The sequence below is a fragment of the Microcoleus sp. N3A4 genome, from assembly GCF_036701805.1.
Classification (GTDB): domain Bacteria; phylum Cyanobacteriota; class Cyanobacteriia; order Cyanobacteriales; family Microcoleaceae; genus Microcoleus.
Genome location: NZ_JAUBRJ010000031.1, coordinates 26,059 through 42,453 on the forward strand (window position 1 = coordinate 26,059; position 16,395 = coordinate 42,453).

A 16,395-nucleotide genomic window follows, 5' to 3' on the forward strand; every position below is an offset into this window, starting at 1 on the left:
TCTCCGACCTGAAGGTACGGAGATTCTTAAGAAGCTTTGACACTCTTAAAGGCGCTGTCAAGACACCTCTAGACGTTCAAAACAACTACCTTTTGGTGTTGCAATTACGCTTACTTTTTGCCTTATGCTTTCGTTCGCACTTTTCAACGCTTGCCTGTTCGGTACGCTCCCCATCCTGCGTTGCTTGGCTGTGCCATAGTCTTTCTCAAACAAAAATGTTGAGGGTGTCTTACTGCCCGGAATCTCACCGTTCTAGGAATGGTTTAACACGTAGTTGATACGCCTACTTGTTCCGCATTGTTAAAATTATAACACAGATTACTCGCAGCCTAAAGGCTACAACTGCGTTTCATCCCCGGCTTAAAAGACCGGGGTTCTCACGCAACGCGCTATAGGAGCGCTCTCGTCAACCGTGCAGCAAACTTATGAGGCAACTTGTTGATCTTGTATGGCATCTCATGCACCTGTTTGGACACTATCGACCCAGCAAGTCTACGAAACTTTGTCAACTTCAGAAAAGGGACTTTCAGAGGCAGAAACAGCAATCAGAATCAAGCATTACGGCTTTAATGAACTGCCCGAACCAGCCAGAAGATCGCTATTACTCCGCTTCACCGATCAGTTGACCCATTTCATGGCACTCTTGCTCTGGGTTGCAGGTGCGCTGGCTTTTGTGTCCGGTACACCAGAACTCGGCTGGGCAGTCTGGGCTGTAATCTGGATTAATGCCGGTTTCAGTTTTTGGCAAGAATTCCAGGCAGAACAAGCGTTAACAGCACTCAATAAAATGTTGCCCGCCCGCGCTAAAGTCTATCGAGATGGGAAGCTAGGTGAGATTCCCGTCAGGGAGATGGTTCCGGGAGATGTCATGCAATTGGAAGAGGGCGATCGCATCTCTGCTGATGCCAGATTGGTTTCGGCTCAGTCTTGTTATGTCGATGTCTCCGTGCTGACTGGAGAATCGCTGCCGGTTGCCCGATCGGCGGAACCTGTAGCCACTGAAAAGATGCGTGCCTCGGAATCAAGCAATCTGGTTTTTGCGGGTTCTACCGTTTCGGCAGGGCGTGGATTAGCTGTCGTGTACGCTACAGGAACTCAGACCGAGTTTGGTCAGGTTGCCCATCTCACTACAACTGTGAAGCGAGAACCCAGCACCCTGGAAGTTCAAATCAACAGCGTGGTGCACGTCATCACCACGATCGCCGTTGGGCTGGGTGTTGTGGTGTTTTTGCTGACTAACCTGTTGGTGGGCATGGAACTCAAGGAAAGCTTCATTTTTGCGATCGGGATTATTGTGGCATTTATCCCAGAAGGACTGCTGCCAACGGTGACTCTGGCTCTGGCTATGGGTGTCAAGCGCATGGCAAAGCGTAATGCTCTGGTGCGTCGGCTCTCGGCAGTGGAGACATTGAGTGCCACAACGGTCATCTGTACAGACAAAACAGGGACGCTGACCAAAAATGAGATGACGGTTTGCCGACTCTGGATTCCGACATCTGAGATTACAGTAACTGGAATAGGGTACGACCCGACGGGAGGAGAGGTACAAGTTCCTGCTGGGCGAATGGAATCACAGGTAAAGCTGCTGTTGGCGGGTTCGGCGCTCTGTTCCAATGCCCGCTTGAACCATCCAGCAGGTTCCAGTCAGTGGCAGGAGATTGGCGATCCCACTGAAGCGGCTCTGCTGGTGGCTGCCCTAAAAAATGGACTGAATTTTGAAGAACTACAGCGTCAGCTTAAGAGAACGCAGGAAGTTCCCTTTGATTCGCGCAGACGGATGATGAGTGTCGTGCTGCAAAGAAGTTCGGATAATTCAGGTTTAGGGTTTGAGTTAGAAGGGCAATCGGACAATCTCAAACCGCTAACGGCTCCCTATCTGATTTTTACAAAGGGATCGCCATTGGACGTGCTGCAACACTGTAAACAGATTTTGAAAGATGGACACATAGAAGAATTATCAGCAGCAGAACGGGCAGAGGTGACTGCTGTTAATGATGGATTTGCAAGTCGAGGTTATCGAGTTCTGGGACTTGCCACGCGGCAGAAAGAGGAGCAACCGCAAGACGCCCAGGAATTGGAGCAAAATCTGATCTTTGTTGGGTTGGTGGCAATGATTGATCCGCCGAGAGCAGAAGTTGCGGACGCGATCGCCAAATGCCATCAAGCAGGTATCCAGGTGACGATGGTAACAGGAGATTATGGACTCACCGCAGAAGCGATTGCCCAGCAAATTGGCTTAGTAGATGGTAAAGCTAGGGTCGTTACGGGCGAAGAAATGGGACATCTTTCGGATGCCCAGTTGTGTCAAATATTGCAGCAAAAATCCGGGTTAATCTTTGCTCGCATGCAGCCGGAACAGAAGTTAAGGCTGGTTCAGGCTTACATCGGGATGGGTCATACCGTAGCGGTGACGGGTGATGGGGTGAATGATGCTCCAGCCTTGAGAGCCGCCAATATCGGCATTGCTATGGGGCTCAGCGGCACGGATGTGGCGCGGGAAGCGGCTGATATTGTGCTGATTGATGATAACTTCGCGACTATTATTATTGCGATCGAGGAAGGACGAGCTGTATATCAGAATATTCGCAAGTTCATCACCTATATCCTGTCCTCGAACATACCAGAATTGCTCCCTTTTCTGGCGATGGTCTTTTTTAAGATTCCGCCCGCTTTAGTGATTCTGCAAATTCTGGCGATCGATCTAGGCACAGATATGGTTCCCGCCCTAGCGTTGGGCGCAGAAGAACCGGAGGCAGGCCTCTTGCTTCAACCGCCGCGCAAAAAGTCGAAACCGTTACTGGATAAGTCTTTAATGCTGCGTGCCTTTTTGTTTCTAGGGTTGCTCGAAGGTGTGGTAGGAATGATCGGTTTCCTGCTGGTTTGGCGGTCAAATGGTTACGGGATTACCGAGTTGCAGGCGATGACTTCGGCGATTCTTGCCCGATCGGGGACTGCTACTGAGATGGCAATTTATCATCAAGCAACAACTGTGACGCTGGCGGCGATCGTGGCTTGTCAGGTTGGAAACGTTTTCGCCTGCCGAAGTGAGCGCACCTCAATTTTTCGCTTGGGCTTCTTTAGCAACCGTTTGATCTGGTTAGGAATTGCGGTTGAGTGGGCACTGATTCTATCTATTATCTATTTCCCACCTTTACAAAAAGTCTTTGCGACCGCACCCCTATCTCCCTGGCAATGGTCGCTGCTAATCTTCTGTCCACCATTGATACTAATCGCTGATGAAATACGAAAGAAAATTGTTCAGGCAGGGTAAACGCATCTTAACTTTCAACCAAAATATGCTACAGTTAAATTCGACTAAATTTCAATAAGGCATTTGAGGTTAAAAATCTTTGTATATGACGACGACGGCTATTTTCTTGTATTGGTAACGGCCGGTTATACCAATTCACTATGAAGGTACACTAAAATATAGGGTAAAAGTAGAGGAAATCCAATATGGCGAACAAACTTCAGGTACAAATCCAGGAAACGGTTGAGGAACTAGAGCATCGACTCGAAGGTCATGCGACCGCCGTAAATAAAGAAAAATTACTGGTATTATACTGGCTGGCTACCAAAAAAATCCAAAAAAGAGCAGAATTAGCCACGATGTTAAAACGAGACGAATCAACAATATATCGTTGGTTAAAAGCTTACAAACAAGGTGGAATTACGCTCATTACTTAGCATAAAAAAAGCTCCCGGAAAGACTCCACATATTCCACCATCAGTGAGAGAAAAATTAATCGAAAAACTGCAAGAACCACAGGGAGAAACAAGTTATGGCAAATTACAGCTCTGGCTCGAAAAAGAATGCGGAATTAAAGTGAGCTATAAAGTGGTACATGACCTAGTACATTATAAATTGAAAGCTGACCTGAAAGTCCCAAGACCCCAAAGTAACAAAGCGAACGAAGAGGTGCAGGCAAGCTTCAAAAAAAACTATGTGAGCTCATCAAAGTAATGATTAAATATTTCGGAAACTCGAAGCCTGTAAGGATATGGTGTCAGGATGAGAGTAGATTTGGATTGATTACTATGCGCCGGGCAGAATGATTACATTAAAGGGGGTGAAACCCATTGGCAAAAAGCAATGGAAACGAGGAAACTTTTATATTTATGGAGTCGTAGAGCCAGCAACAGGTGAACAATATTATCAAGAATTTTCTCAGCTCAATTACAACTGTTTTCAAGAATTTTTAAAGGGATTTGGTCAAAAATACTCAGAGAGCTTCAATCTAATTATCATGGATAATGGTAGCTTCCATAAAGCTCTATTATTAGACTGGGCTGACCATGTAATGCCAATATATTTACCTGCCTATAGTCCTGAATTAAATCCGATTGAAAGATTGTGGGAGCATACAAAAAAAGACCTCAAGTGGGAAAACTATTCGAGTTTAGATAAACTCCAAGAACAGGTAAATACAATTATCAAATCTCTCACGAATGAAGAAGTTTTAGCTCTCTGTGGTTGGGACTATATCCTTGAAGCTATATTAAGTGCAACTTCATAGTAAATTGGTATTAGCAGCTAATCTTTCTATCCTTACTTCTCGATAATTCTGTAGTAGCCATACCCGCATTTTTAGAGTAATTAATTGTCTATTGCTCAGTTTTTTTTGCAGGACTGTTTGATAGAATTGTGATAGCATTTATGGTTGTGATCTTGTTATTTTGACGAAACCATTCTTTTCTATCATAAAACAGTCCCTCACAGATAGCTGTCTAATAACCTCACGGTTTATTCTCAATAACGTGAGTTCGGGATAAGGATTTGGGCCGTGAAAAGGGCAAACCCGATAGGCTGAAAATGCTAAAATCTCGCCCAGTTTGCCCTCCTGCTTAGTCTAGAACAACTCTTTTGCTCCGTCGATGATTTTTGCCAAGGCTTTGAAGCGCAATGGCAGCAGCAACTTTTAGGCTGTGGACTCAAGCTGAGGAATCGACCTCGCAGCTTGACGAAAGAGCAAAATCATGACGATTCTGATTGCATTCCACCAATCGTGTTACCGCAACTTCAAAACCTATTATCAACAGAAGGTGCAGACTGAATGGGCAGATGCGTTTCCACCAGGGGTGAGCTATCACCGCTTCATCCAATGGGTTCCTGGAACGTTAGTGCCAATGTGCGCCTACTTGCGCTCGTGTTTTGGCAAGTGTAGCGGCATCAGTTTTATGAATTCTACCTGTATCAAAGTCTGTCACAACCGCAGCCTCCCTCAACACAAAGTGTTTGCCGATAAAGCCGCCCGTGGCAAAACCTCGGTTGATTGGTTCTTTGGCTTCAAGCTGCATCTGGTGGTCAATGACGCCCGGCGAGTTGTTCAATATCATATTGACTCCGGGGAACACCGATGACCGCACTCCGGTTCCTTCATTATTGCAGCAGTTGTTTGGCAAGGTGTTTGCAAGCAAGGGCTACCGAGTCGCAAAAATTGGCAAAACAATTGTTCAAAACCGCAGGCATTCAACTAATCACCAAGCTCAAGCGCAACATGAAACAGCGCTTGATGCCCCTCAATGACCGGTTGATGCTCGCGCTTGCGCGCCCGATATCGAAACCATTATCGATCAGTTAAAGAACATCTCTTAAATCGAGCATTCGCGTCATCGTTCTCCGGTCAATTGCTTTGTCAACATTTTGGGTGGGTTGATTGCCTATTGCCATCAGCCAAAGAAGCCGTCGATTGCGCTCAACCATAATCTGTTGCTTCCGGCTTAACCCGAACTCACGTTAATAGCTAGGAAGTCGAGCGACTGCTGTAAACCAAGTCAGGGAATAAATCTTTAGCCAACTGTCAAGCTTTATCAGACAACAACAGTTTAGCCGATTGCAAAGCGCGAGTCCGACAACAGCAATTTACGCGACTGTCAAGGCTGGTATAACGGCTACTGTGTTGCCAATTTTCTCATACTCCTTATTTGATTTTTTATTCAATTTAGATAACGGCTACTGTGTTACCAATTTTCTCGCACTTGCTCAACTTGATTCTTAATTCAACTTAGCGGGGCTCTTCTGGGTTTATGGGGATAAGTAAAGCTAATGAGAAAGACAGGCTAATAATCTAGAACGAAAGTTTACAAAATTCAAAAAGCCATAGGCTTGTCATTTAATTAATTTGATTCGGTTATTAAGTCCCTCCATCACACCACTAGATGTACGGTTTAAAAAGTAATTACAAATATTGTCTAGATGGTTGTGAATTGTTTCCAAAACTGCTCCGTAGACAACTTGAGCTTTTTGAAGCCATTCTTTCAATTGTTCCTGACCATCTTCAGGGGTTTTACAAGTTTCAAAAATACTCCTAAAATCTTCTTTTAGAGTATAAGCTAATCGCCAACGCTTAGAATACTTCAAGACAGTTTCCAATTTCACTTTTTCTTCTTCTGTTAAATCAATATTATTTTTTAGCAGGATAAAACGACTGCCTTTAATCTTAACTCCAGTTTGTTTACGCAATTGATTTAACTCTTTGATCACTGGCTGCATGACATGAAATCTGTCGATGACAATTTTGGCATTTGGGAATACCTCTTTTACAACTTTTGGAAATCCTCCCCACATATCAACGCTGACTTCCTCAACTTTCTCTCTGATCTCAATTGGTTGCTGCTTAAGGATTTCAATGATGTCATCTTGTTTATGACTATCAATCACTTCTAGCAATTCTCCTAAGTCAATATTTGATACGACCGTGACCAAATTTTGATGTCATGCAGCGTTTACTCACTTCATCAATACTCACCCGTTTTACTTCTTCCCAATTCTCCTTTTTTTTGAGAGAAAATTGGTGGTTAAATATTCCCTGTACTTGATCCCAACTCAAAAATTCATCTCGACTTACCTGCTCTACACTCGCACTTTGCACTCGTTGATAAACATACTCTTCAGCTCTTTGTGTGTATCGTCTTTCCCAATCTACAAAGGGTAATTCTTCCGTAAAATGTTTTTGACACTGATGACAATAAAATTGGCGGCGTGGCGTATTTAAATAAATTACTTTGCCAAATACTGATAAATCTCGAATCAGTATCGGTCGATTTTGTTTTAATTTTCTACTCTGCGTATTACAATGGGGGCAAGGAGCTTCATCATGTAAGAATCTCAGCTTGAGAATAATTTTATTTTCTTCTTCCGTAAAACTTTCGATGGTTGTATTTGGTAAATTTAGCAACCTATCAAGATGCAAGTCCATGCCTATCACCACGTATTCATTGTATCTCATTATACATTAATCCCCTCAAACCAGAAGAGCCAGAAAGAGTCAATTTTATACTTAACCCAGTGAGTTTATCGAGTTTTTAGACCGGGCAATTCACACAGTATTAAATCCGAAAAAATCTCGTTAAAGTAAAAGAGGGGGAAGGGGAAGGAAGGATAAATTTTAGCTTTTTCTCTTTAATAAAAGCTAACAATAACCTATAACTTTCCATTCGGACGTTCGGTAAGCGGGGTTCCCGTCGGACTTCGGCGTGAGGCTTCGACCATGAGCTTAGCCGAATTGTGGCTCGATTGAGCGCAAGCCGAATGTCGCTCAGTCGAGCCGCATAGTTCACGGCGAAGCCTTCCTTTCCCCTCCCCAAATAATCAGCTTTTTCTACCCTTCCCCTTCCTCTTCCCTTCCTTTTTCCACCCTTCCCCTTCCCCCTCCCCCTCTTGCAAACCTTTTAAGAGATGAAAAACTGATAAATTCCGAGCGCATAGAACCCGATTTAAGGTTAAGGAAAGTGGCAAACCTGCGCAAGTCATTCGTCAAAGTGAGACGGAATAAATAGTCAGCAATAATGGAGGCCATCCCCTGATTAATTGTGAGACTCTGAGCGTTAATAGTGGCTAACTCAGCACAAGATAAATAGGTATTTGCCAGTTCTTCAGGCTGGGATTCTCTCAAATTGGGGCACTGCCAAATAGGAGAGGGTAACGCTCCCATAATGCCTGTTTTCTCAAATTGATCTAGGTGAGTAATTAACCCCTCACCACAATTATGACTACCTAGTAGAATTTGACCGCTATCAAAGTTATTGCCAGCATCAAGATACCAGATTCTTGGAATATCAGAGTGGCGGTTACTTTCTAGTGTTTTGCCGAGGGAACGACGAGCCGCACTATTGTCAACGCAGCCAGTGATAATTACCAAATCATTCCAGTATGATTTTACCAATTTGGGGTCAAAATAGTCAGGAATTGCACTAATTTCTAGCCCCCAGGTAAGATTGTAACGCAAAGCAAGAGTAGCGGCTTTATTCAATCCGAGTTCAGATTGACAAAATCTCTGCCTTCCCAAGTTTTTCTCTTCAACAATGTCAGGGTCAACAAAGGCAACATTGACATTTTTACCACGTTGTTTGAAAACGTAAGCTAATCGTGCTAAACTTTCAGCTACATAAGAGCCAGTGCCCCCACAGCCAACGAGCCACAAGTGTAGGTGAGAGTAATCTTTGAGGAGGAGAGGGGTAGAATTGGCGTACTCAAAGTCGAGGTTTAAGGGAGTTTTGGTAAGCATCGGTGATAAAATATGGCTCTTCAAATACAGAACTAGCTTTAATTAAGCTATAGTGTCCGAAAATTCCGATTCTGACTAAAATCTCAGGATTTAAAGTATTAACTTTACCCAAGACTGCATAGAGTCTAAACCCGCGCTCGTCAGCATCATCTGTGCTACTAAAGAAAGCAGGCATTTCTCCGTGAGAGTGGCATTCAATTAAGGCAGTTGAGCAGGATAAATTATCAAGAGGTTGGCAGCTTGTTCGTGTAGTTGTTTGGAGTGGAATTGTCAGTTGCCATTGATTGCGGCTGTCAAGGGATAGGTGAAATAAAATCTCTGTGAGATTCCCACTATTATCTTTGCAAAATGCAGATTTTGTACACATAGAAAGGAGTAATTCTAATGGTACTGAACGAGTGTCAAGGTGCAAGTACGGTTCTATAGATGGCAACCCTTTGATAGTATTGGGCGCTGAATTTGCAATAGGAATCATTGCCTCTAGTCCGGGGCGAACTGAACGCACAAACACGCCGTTAGAAGCTGTAACGTATTCGCAGAATACTCCAGTAGCAATGGGAGGCAAGGGAATAGAGGCATGAATGTGGTTAAAAAGTTTTAGCATTAACTTAAACTTGGCGGTTGAAAGAAAAATGTTGAGTGCAATGCCTAGATAGGGTTAGCAATCAATAAAAGGTGTTCTATTAAAGAGTTAATTGACTGGTTGCACCTGCTTTCAACTAAATCTTTAACAGGATAGGAACGCCTTTTTTTCAAGGCTAAACTTTTCAGATGTTCTCTGACATCTTGGGGAAACTTTCGGCTTTTTTGGCTGGATAAGTCAGCATTGAAAGGAGTAGTGATGAAAGTTTGCCAAGCAATATCAATGGTTTGAGTTGAAGCAACCGGGGGAGTATTTTGTCCCCAGCAAATTAAACCGTTTGGGTGGATATTTGGTAAGGGAGTATGGTAAGCTTTCGCCTCTGGGTTGAAGGTGGCGACATCAGTTGCCCATACCCAATATTGAGTGTTCTGTCCTACCAATACCAAAGCGGTTAGCGGAATAGTAATCGGTTCAATATCATCAAAGTGGAGGTTATATTGAGCAGGATGTATGAATTTTACTACCCAATTTCCTTGAGAATTAGTTCCCCACCTTATGACTCCTGGAGGCATCCAACCTGTATCAATTGGCTCGTGAGAAAATGCAGTTCTCAAACTGACAGAGGAGAGTAGTTTGTAGTGTTCCTTTGTCCCTTCTCGATAATGGAACAGGTATTGTTCTTTGATGAACAGTAATTCAGCATCAATTTCTGTTAGCTGTCGGGGAGCTATTTGCAGAATTTCACGGAAGGCTTCTCCTGACAAATGTTGCATAATAGCTTAAAATTGATAGAGGTTATAGAGCTAACCCGATAGGTAAGGTTAGCTCCTACTTGAAAATTAGTATTCATTCGATTTCATTAGGGTAGCAACTCTCCAAGTTTTATCCGAGTTTTCTGGGCATTCTGAACTCACTTCTTGGTTGTCCAGCCAAGCTTTTCTGTCAAAATAATCAATTTTGAAAAAGTAGTTTTTGCTATCCAGTTGAATGGCAAAAAAATCTCGTTCTCCGTAGGGGTCGTTGCCCGATTCAAAACTGTTAAAATCTCTTACTAATTGCAGTAATTTTTGTTGGTATTCAGGAGGAAGAGCTTTTACAGTTTGAGTGATCCGAATTTCACCAATTTTGGTATTTCCTTGACGCAACTGGTCATTGAGACGTGCAATTCTTTCGGTTGTTGTTAGAGTTTCAGTCATGGTTAAGACCTCAATTTCCAACAGCTACAACCGCACTAGCGGTTGCTGCTTCACAATGAATACGCTTAAGCGGGGAGCTCAGCATTTTTAGACTTGAGAGTTTGAATCGTAATTATTTGGATTCATAGGTAATTCAAATTGACAAAGTGCTCTTGTTCCAGAGTTCAAGAATTTGCTGAAAACGTCGAGGGCGGTCAGTAGCAAGCCAGTCGATAACCTGTTGAGCTTGGGTTATTACTTCTTTAGCACTTTGCCATTGCGCTGATAAAGATATCAAGTTTTCGACTGTCCATTCTCTAAATTGATACTCGTCTTGAGCGCAGCCGTCTAGCCAAATATTACCTGTTGAATAATTGAGGAAACTTAGTACAATTGGCACTGATTTTATGGGAAAGTCAGCCAGAGAGCAAAGCTCTTGGAATTGCAGATAATTGATACTATCGGGTGGTAAAACGTGAGAAAATAAAACGTTAAATTCCTCTTCATACCAATCTTGTGCGTCATTTTCAGTTAGCCAATCTAGTCCTTTAGAAGTTAGAGGCAGCAAGATTTGCCACTCAGGGGCTAATGACTCAATATCATAATCTTCATAGCTCAACCAATCTAACCCCCAAGGCTCTATCAGGAGTTCGTCGAGGCGTTCTTCTTGGGCTATTTCTAATTGCCAGGGGCTGATAGGGATAAGTTCTGTTTCGTCAAGCCGACTGAAAAATTCTAATTCGCGGGGGCTATGAATGTCAGGACTATCAGAGTAAATAGAACTGGTACTGGTGGTAAATTCAGTTGGAAAAAAGTGTTGGTAAAGGTTTAGTATTTGAATACTATTAAGCGTTTGCTGGAGAAATTCAATCGCTTCAATTGGCTTGGTTACTGGGTAGGAGTGTCGCAAACCAGCGATGGCTTGCGACACAGACAAAATGGTTGCAGGCATTAAAAATTCAGGGGAATTTGGGGATGTGCAATAGCTGGCGCAAGTTGCAGTTGTTTGAGAGTTGCTTTAAATCGCTGTAGTTCTTGTTCACCTCTCGCTATTGCTTGAGAGATTTCTTGAGTGCGACTTGCTAAGGTTAGCGGAGTAACATAACCGTTGATAGATTCACATTGGAGAGCCCAAGTGAGTTGGACAGCTTGATTCGGTTCTTCTGGTGCTGCCATAAGTGAGGAGAGTGGGGAATGGGGGGGAGGATTTGATGAGTTTTTATCTGGCATTGAAATACGCAATTTTTATGCAGTACGGATAGTTTTTTTTGCGACTCTTCTACACCTTTTGTCTTGGCTTGTTTGATGATTTTAATGGGTTGACCTGCTTTTCTTTCAATCGTAGCTTCGCTTAATTCCGGGAAGTAAGGAAGCAGGACTTCGAGTAACTTTTCATCATTTGAAGTAATTTCGTTGGGCAGTTCAATTTGTCTGCCTTCGTATTCTATTAGACTCATTTTTACCTCTTTAAAACAAGGAAATTTGGACTCCGATTTCACCCTTATTGACGGGTGAATCAGTAGGGTGTTGAGGGATTGGTTTAGCTTTCTTGCGGGGTGGACGTAAAGAAGAGCGAATTTGAGCACTCACTTTTCGGTTAGGTAAATTGGAGGCTAACCGCTGGAGCAATTCTTGTAAAGCACTTGGCCAAGCTCCAATTGAGTTCTCTCTAACTTGTGTTAATAATGGTAAGTCGTCGTGGCTCGTTGCTGTAATTTCTACGATTCGCCCTTCGGGATGCCCGTCGTCTGGTCGCATAATAATGTGGATTTTGACTGTACAAAAATTGAATTCATAAGGTTCTGATTCTCCTTCATCAAGTAAGTCAGGACTCTGTGAAATGTTCTCAGTTTTGTTGATGGTTTCACCCACTTTTTGAGTAGCTGAAAGTGGAATCTCCTCTCCAGTTAGTTCGGAATTTGGTTCTATTTGGGTCATGGCTGGATTCGCAGTACAAGCAAGTGCAGCTTATTCTCAAAAATTGCCGCGATCGCGGCCTTGCTTTTAACGATCTATTTTTTGTAAAGTTTTAACGGTAAGCGTGTTTCCCAAGAAATTTCTTAATTAATTCCCATTAATTATCTGTCCGACAAGATGCGGTCGCACTTGTCTCTATTGATTCTTTGATTGTAATTGCTCAACCCCCTTGACAAGAAGACGAGATAGACATTAGATAAAGGAATGGAAAAACTCCCCGACTTAAAGCAACTATTGAACGAGGCAAAAGAAGCCTTGATAGTAGAGCTATGGCAAGAAATCCAAAAACTCAGCGCAACATTAGCCACCTACGAACCTTGCGCCAGAGCCATCTCTCAAAAAAACTAGCAAAAATTCCGAAGTATTGATAGAGAAGGAATATCTATTGCGCTCGCAAGCTATATTACTATTAGCCACATCTACGATTGCACAGCTATCAATCAGAGCATATTTACTTATGCAATTGTAACTATCCGTACAAATGCGATCGCTTTAGAGCGTAAATCAACACTATGATAAAAAGTTGTAGTTAGTAGATGATCGGTAAAATATATAAAAAATTCTCCCAGCTATCAGTAGGTTCTGTCGCTGGGAGAAATCGCTGGAAAGTCGGTTTGTTCAACTAACGCAGGTATCTCGATTAATTCAAATTCAAACCTTCGCTGCATTCGCCGTTATTCTTTAGGCACAGTAGGCTTTGGTTGCATGTCAAAAATAATCACAAATGTGCGCGTTTTCACTAATCGCTGCAAAACCCGTAGATGATCGTCTGCATCGTTTCTCTTACGAAATCGTGCCACAATAACACGCTGACAATTAGGAAGCAGGCTAATGATACACCACGGGTGCAATTTTTCAGAGTAGGTCATTTTAGTACCTCAGCAGTAAAAGTAACAGATTGTGCTCTTGTTTCATTGCTTGCCAAGACAGTAATTGAATAATCTTGTCAAAGACAGGTCACGGTGACATTGATATTTGACGAGGTTTGTGCTAAGACAAGCTCAAATTATTTTTTGATGCTGAAAAAGCTTGATGTATAGCAGCCAACAAAACTGTTAGAACAAGTCAGCAGTATATGATTGCGACAACGTATACAGTCGTTGCCCTAAACAGTCTTTCCGTTATACGCGCCGCTACTATTAATCCAGGCTATTCTCTTCGCAAGGCGGACACAGGAAAGCCACCAATGCCTCTGGGATTTCCTCAAAGTGTTCCAGCAGAAAATCCATTAAAGCCAAATGACGCAAATCGACAGCAGTAGGAAATCTGCGATTTTTCCCCTTTCTAAACCAACCCCGCACTGTAGAATCAGAACGAGAACAAATAAAAGCAATTTCCTCATAACTCACTCCCCACTTTGCATAAAACTGCCTCGGTGTCATTTGCAATTGGCATTCACTGTAAACTGCAATCAAATTGCGTTCTCTATCTGTCAAAGTCTGCTGCTTTTTTATCATCCTCAAACTTCTCCAAATCTTCCTCCCAGGCAGTATCAAACTGACACCACTTTGCACTCTTGGAATCAGGAGTAAGGCAAATGATGTAGCACCACATCCAACAACGCTGACGCTGTTCATAGTTGTAAAATTTGCCTATAACCATTCCTCTGTCACCTTCTTCACCAACATCAGTCCAGCGCACCATCTCGCCACACTCAAAGCGCGGGGGATGAATTTGGGCAAAATTTGCAGGCAACTCAGTTGAAGGTGGTATATCCTTCAACTGTTTTAGTGGCAGGCCCGAAATCAAATCTCGCTTTCCTTTTGAGATTGACATGAGTTCTCAACTGTGCATCTATTGCAACAGATTTGTTTTGATAGATTTTCCGACCAATTTCTTGATAAAGAAATTGCAGCGCGACATCTCCTTGAATCAATCAATTGGAATCTATATTTGACCGACTATTTTCAAATTCAAACTCTGACTAGGCTATGAATTTTTTGAGACTCCGCCTAATCGCGTTGACTCCTTTTTTGCCCGCTGCAATTAATTTCTAGACTGCTGTTTGTCCGAGAGAAGGTACTAAAACTTTGCTTAAATCGGCTGCGTTTGATCAACCAGAATCCCTTCTAGGATTTATTAGCAGGAGTATTGCCACTGCCAGCAGAGAAGTTGGCAGCGATCGCCCTCAACGGCAAGAGTTGCTACCATATCTAAACCGGGGACTAACTCAATCAAAGACCATCGGAAACTTCTTTTGGATTTTCCAGAAAGTTTAACAGTGCTGCTGGTTCTCCCGGCGCAATCGCAACATCAAATCCATCCAAAGGAATTGAAAGACCTTTACCTACCGCTTTGATGTAGGCTTCTTTGCGAGTCCAGCAGGTAAAAAAAGCTCTCAGTTGTTGATGTTCGGGGAGCGAGCGCAATACGGCGTTTTCAAAAGGCGAAAAAAAACTTTCGGCTATCTGCTGGTAGGGAAAATCTTTACGAATGCGTTCAATATCAATGCCAACTTCTCGATTTTGCTCCACAGCAATGAGAGCAATTCCGTGAGAGTGAGACAAATTGAAGCAAAGTTTATATTCGGATACTGCGGTAACTAAAGATGGTTTTCCGTAGGGGTTATAGCTAAAGCGCAGTTCGTTAGGATTTTTATTTAGATAGCAGCCCAAAATTTTTCTGAGAATACCGCGAGCTGCGATAAAATGCGCTCTGTCTTTCTGAAAGTAAAAACGCTCTGCTCTTTTAAGTTCGTCAGTAGAGAGACTCTCCTGCAAGCTTTGTAGGCAAGATGCTCTCATCTCCAGATCAACGCGCCAAACATGAACCTCATCGCTATTAAGTATTAGGTCTTTTGGGGGTATTTTCCACTCAATTATATTAGTATTCATCATTAGTCGTAAGCCGTGAAAAATTATTGATTTTGCTGCAATTTTTGACAAGTAGCTTGAAGCAAAAGCAACTGATATCTCTTTAAAAAAAAGTGATGGTATGGAAACATTTGCAGCGAACAAAAAGCGATTGTATGTTTGTTCCAACCTTCAATAATATCGGGACTCGTTTCGGGGTATTGCAAACCACCAATTACAGTAATCGGACATTCTAATGGCGCTTCGTTAGTATAAACATAGACTTCATCAATTGCTAAATCTGCCCGCACAATAGGAATCAGTAGTTGCATCATTTCGTAATTTTATAGAACTTCTTTAGGGATACCGTTGAGACGATGCAATTCATGCAACAATTCCGGTTCTGACAGAGCGTGCATTGGCTATGGATCGGGAATGTGAGGTGCAAGGCTAGCGGATGCGACTGCTAAAAATTGGTAACTCGCTAAGTAGGACTCAGATTTTCGCAAACAATTAGGCCTACCACCAGAGACCTCAATAACAAATAAGTATCAATTAGGAACAAATCTAGTGAAGAAATGGTAGTTGTAGTTGATAAATAACTACTTTTTGTTGCTATATTTGGGTAAATTAAGTAGTTAAATTAATTCCATATCACACTAAATATTAATTTTCATTAAATATGAATTTTGCAGGTATAAAATTATTAAAAATTTGGCGCTACATCTATTATCTTAGAGTGCTACCATTTTAGCGATGGAACTCCATCAACGCACTTGTTGCATAAATTGATGGATGGTCAACTGATTTCCAGCAACGCGCGATCGCCATCAACAATTCAGGAATATCCTCAGCAGAAATCTCCTTAATTGCATTCTCCACACCCGCTCCTTCCACCAGCTCCCCAGCTACCAGCGAACAAAAATGTTTGCGTGCTCCCGGAGCAATCTTCTGCATCGCCTGCAACAGGTTGTCGAGCATCTCGTCCGTTACACCCTTCTTGCCGTGCCTAAACTGCGACACAAGACTCTCGCTGACCCCAGCAACTCCAGCTAGGGCTTTGCCACTGATGTCATAACGTTTCAACGTATTGTGGAAGGCTTCATAAATCAGCATTAAGATTTGTCACCTTAATTCACTGTGGGTGAATCTAGATTTACTATTGGTAAATGATTGGGGTCAAAATGGAGGTTTTTGATGAAGACTGACCTGCATCCACAGCTGCATAAAGCTTTTTGGCTGGGGAGGCAAAATTGGATGCTATTTAACTTTAGCAAAATTAGGAGGTTTGCCAACACAGATTGCCAAATTTTTAGCAAAAACTTCTCGGTAACCCTCGCAGGGACTTGGAAGATGTCAAA

The 16,395-nt window shown here is 42.7% G+C and carries 21 protein-coding genes; 7 read left to right on the top strand and 14 right to left on the bottom strand.

What is annotated here, in order from left to right:
- Window positions 1–448 precede the first annotated feature (448 nt).
- The 6 genes from QUA56_RS18635 (at window position 449) to QUA56_RS36870 (ending at window position 5,582) form a co-directional block, all read left to right on the top strand.
- Window positions 449–3,271 (top strand): cation-transporting P-type ATPase, encoded by a 2,823-nt coding sequence (locus tag QUA56_RS18635; protein ID WP_333360235.1) that lies wholly within the window; start codon window positions 449–451, stop codon window positions 3,269–3,271.
- Between the two features lie 185 nt (window positions 3,272–3,456).
- Window positions 3,457–3,687 (top strand): helix-turn-helix domain-containing protein, encoded by a 231-nt coding sequence (locus QUA56_RS18640; protein WP_333360237.1) that lies wholly within the window; start codon window positions 3,457–3,459, stop codon window positions 3,685–3,687.
- Entirely contained in the window at window positions 3,665–3,964 is a 300-nt protein-coding gene (locus QUA56_RS18645) for a winged helix-turn-helix domain-containing protein (RefSeq protein ID WP_333195959.1), read from the top strand. The genes QUA56_RS18640 and QUA56_RS18645 overlap by 23 nt, the downstream gene beginning before the upstream one ends.
- 88 nt (window positions 3,965–4,052) lie before the next feature.
- A complete protein-coding gene (locus QUA56_RS18650; RefSeq protein ID WP_333360240.1) occupies window positions 4,053–4,517 on the top strand; it encodes an IS630 family transposase in 465 nt (154 codons plus the stop codon).
- A 661-nt stretch (window positions 4,518–5,178) separates the two neighbouring features.
- Entirely contained in the window at window positions 5,179–5,361 is a 183-nt protein-coding gene (locus tag QUA56_RS36865; protein ID WP_445242924.1) for a transposase, read from the top strand.
- Window positions 5,362–5,408: 47 nt separating this feature from the next.
- Complete coding sequence (locus QUA56_RS36870) at window positions 5,409–5,582, top strand: transposase (protein ID WP_445242925.1); 174 nt, start codon at window positions 5,409–5,411, stop codon at window positions 5,580–5,582.
- A 527-nt stretch (window positions 5,583–6,109) separates the two neighbouring features.
- Here the strand turns inward: QUA56_RS36870 and QUA56_RS18660 are convergent.
- The 9 genes from QUA56_RS18660 to QUA56_RS18700 form a co-directional block, all read right to left on the bottom strand.
- Window positions 6,110–6,661, bottom strand: a complete 552-nt coding sequence (locus tag QUA56_RS18660; RefSeq protein ID WP_333185240.1) for a transposase — start codon at window positions 6,659–6,661, stop codon at window positions 6,110–6,112.
- 19 nt (window positions 6,662–6,680) lie between these two features.
- Entirely contained in the window at window positions 6,681–7,229 is a 549-nt protein-coding gene (locus tag QUA56_RS18665) for a helix-turn-helix domain-containing protein (RefSeq protein ID WP_333360244.1), read from the bottom strand.
- Between the two features lie 372 nt (window positions 7,230–7,601).
- Entirely contained in the window at window positions 7,602–8,507 is a 906-nt protein-coding gene (locus QUA56_RS18670; RefSeq protein ID WP_333195953.1) for a ThiF family adenylyltransferase, read from the bottom strand.
- Entirely contained in the window at window positions 8,473–9,111 is a 639-nt protein-coding gene (locus QUA56_RS18675; RefSeq protein WP_333195952.1) for a Mov34/MPN/PAD-1 family protein, read from the bottom strand. Before QUA56_RS18675 ends, QUA56_RS18670 begins: the two co-directional genes overlap by 35 nt.
- 44 nt (window positions 9,112–9,155) lie before the next feature.
- Entirely contained in the window at window positions 9,156–9,863 is a 708-nt protein-coding gene (locus QUA56_RS18680; RefSeq protein ID WP_333195951.1) for a hypothetical protein, read from the bottom strand.
- Window positions 9,864–9,929: 66 nt separating this feature from the next.
- Entirely contained in the window at window positions 9,930–10,286 is a 357-nt protein-coding gene (locus tag QUA56_RS18685; RefSeq protein WP_194060237.1) for a DUF3768 domain-containing protein, read from the bottom strand.
- Between the two features lie 133 nt (window positions 10,287–10,419).
- On the bottom strand, window positions 10,420–11,217 hold the full coding sequence (locus tag QUA56_RS18690; protein WP_333184770.1) for a hypothetical protein: 798 nt from the start codon (window positions 11,215–11,217) through the stop codon (window positions 10,420–10,422).
- A 136-nt stretch (window positions 11,218–11,353) separates the two neighbouring features.
- Window positions 11,354–11,722: a hypothetical protein gene (locus tag QUA56_RS18695; RefSeq protein WP_333313959.1), complete on the bottom strand. Its 369-nt coding sequence runs from the start codon at window positions 11,720–11,722 to the stop codon at window positions 11,354–11,356.
- A 10-nt stretch (window positions 11,723–11,732) separates the two neighbouring features.
- Window positions 11,733–12,203, bottom strand: a complete 471-nt coding sequence (locus tag QUA56_RS18700) for a hypothetical protein (RefSeq protein WP_333195948.1) — start codon at window positions 12,201–12,203, stop codon at window positions 11,733–11,735.
- Between the two features lie 243 nt (window positions 12,204–12,446).
- On the opposite strand from QUA56_RS18700, the gene QUA56_RS18705 reads away from it, so the two are divergent.
- The gene (locus tag QUA56_RS18705; protein WP_333195947.1) at window positions 12,447–12,590 is read left to right on the top strand and encodes a hypothetical protein; all 144 of its coding nucleotides are present in this window, start codon (window positions 12,447–12,449) and stop codon (window positions 12,588–12,590) included.
- 791 nt (window positions 12,591–13,381) lie between these two features.
- Here the strand turns inward: QUA56_RS18705 and QUA56_RS18710 are convergent.
- The 5 genes from QUA56_RS18710 to QUA56_RS18730 form a co-directional block, all read right to left on the bottom strand.
- Window positions 13,382–13,678, bottom strand: a complete 297-nt coding sequence (locus tag QUA56_RS18710; protein ID WP_333360248.1) for a helix-turn-helix domain-containing protein — start codon at window positions 13,676–13,678, stop codon at window positions 13,382–13,384.
- Window positions 13,668–14,018: a hypothetical protein gene (locus QUA56_RS18715; protein ID WP_333195943.1), complete on the bottom strand. Its 351-nt coding sequence runs from the start codon at window positions 14,016–14,018 to the stop codon at window positions 13,668–13,670. The genes QUA56_RS18710 and QUA56_RS18715 overlap by 11 nt, the downstream gene beginning before the upstream one ends.
- Before the next feature lie 398 nt (window positions 14,019–14,416).
- Window positions 14,417–15,079, bottom strand: coding sequence for a 4'-phosphopantetheinyl transferase superfamily protein (locus QUA56_RS18720; protein ID WP_333360250.1), 663 nt, complete (start codon window positions 15,077–15,079; stop codon window positions 14,417–14,419).
- A gap of 20 nt (window positions 15,080–15,099) precedes the next feature.
- Complete coding sequence (locus QUA56_RS18725; RefSeq protein WP_333273574.1) at window positions 15,100–15,369, bottom strand: thioesterase II family protein; 270 nt, start codon at window positions 15,367–15,369, stop codon at window positions 15,100–15,102.
- A gap of 415 nt (window positions 15,370–15,784) precedes the next feature.
- Window positions 15,785–16,150 (bottom strand): helix-turn-helix domain-containing protein, encoded by a 366-nt coding sequence (locus tag QUA56_RS18730; RefSeq protein ID WP_194060227.1) that lies wholly within the window; start codon window positions 16,148–16,150, stop codon window positions 15,785–15,787.
- Between the last annotated feature and the right edge of the window lie 245 nt (window positions 16,151–16,395).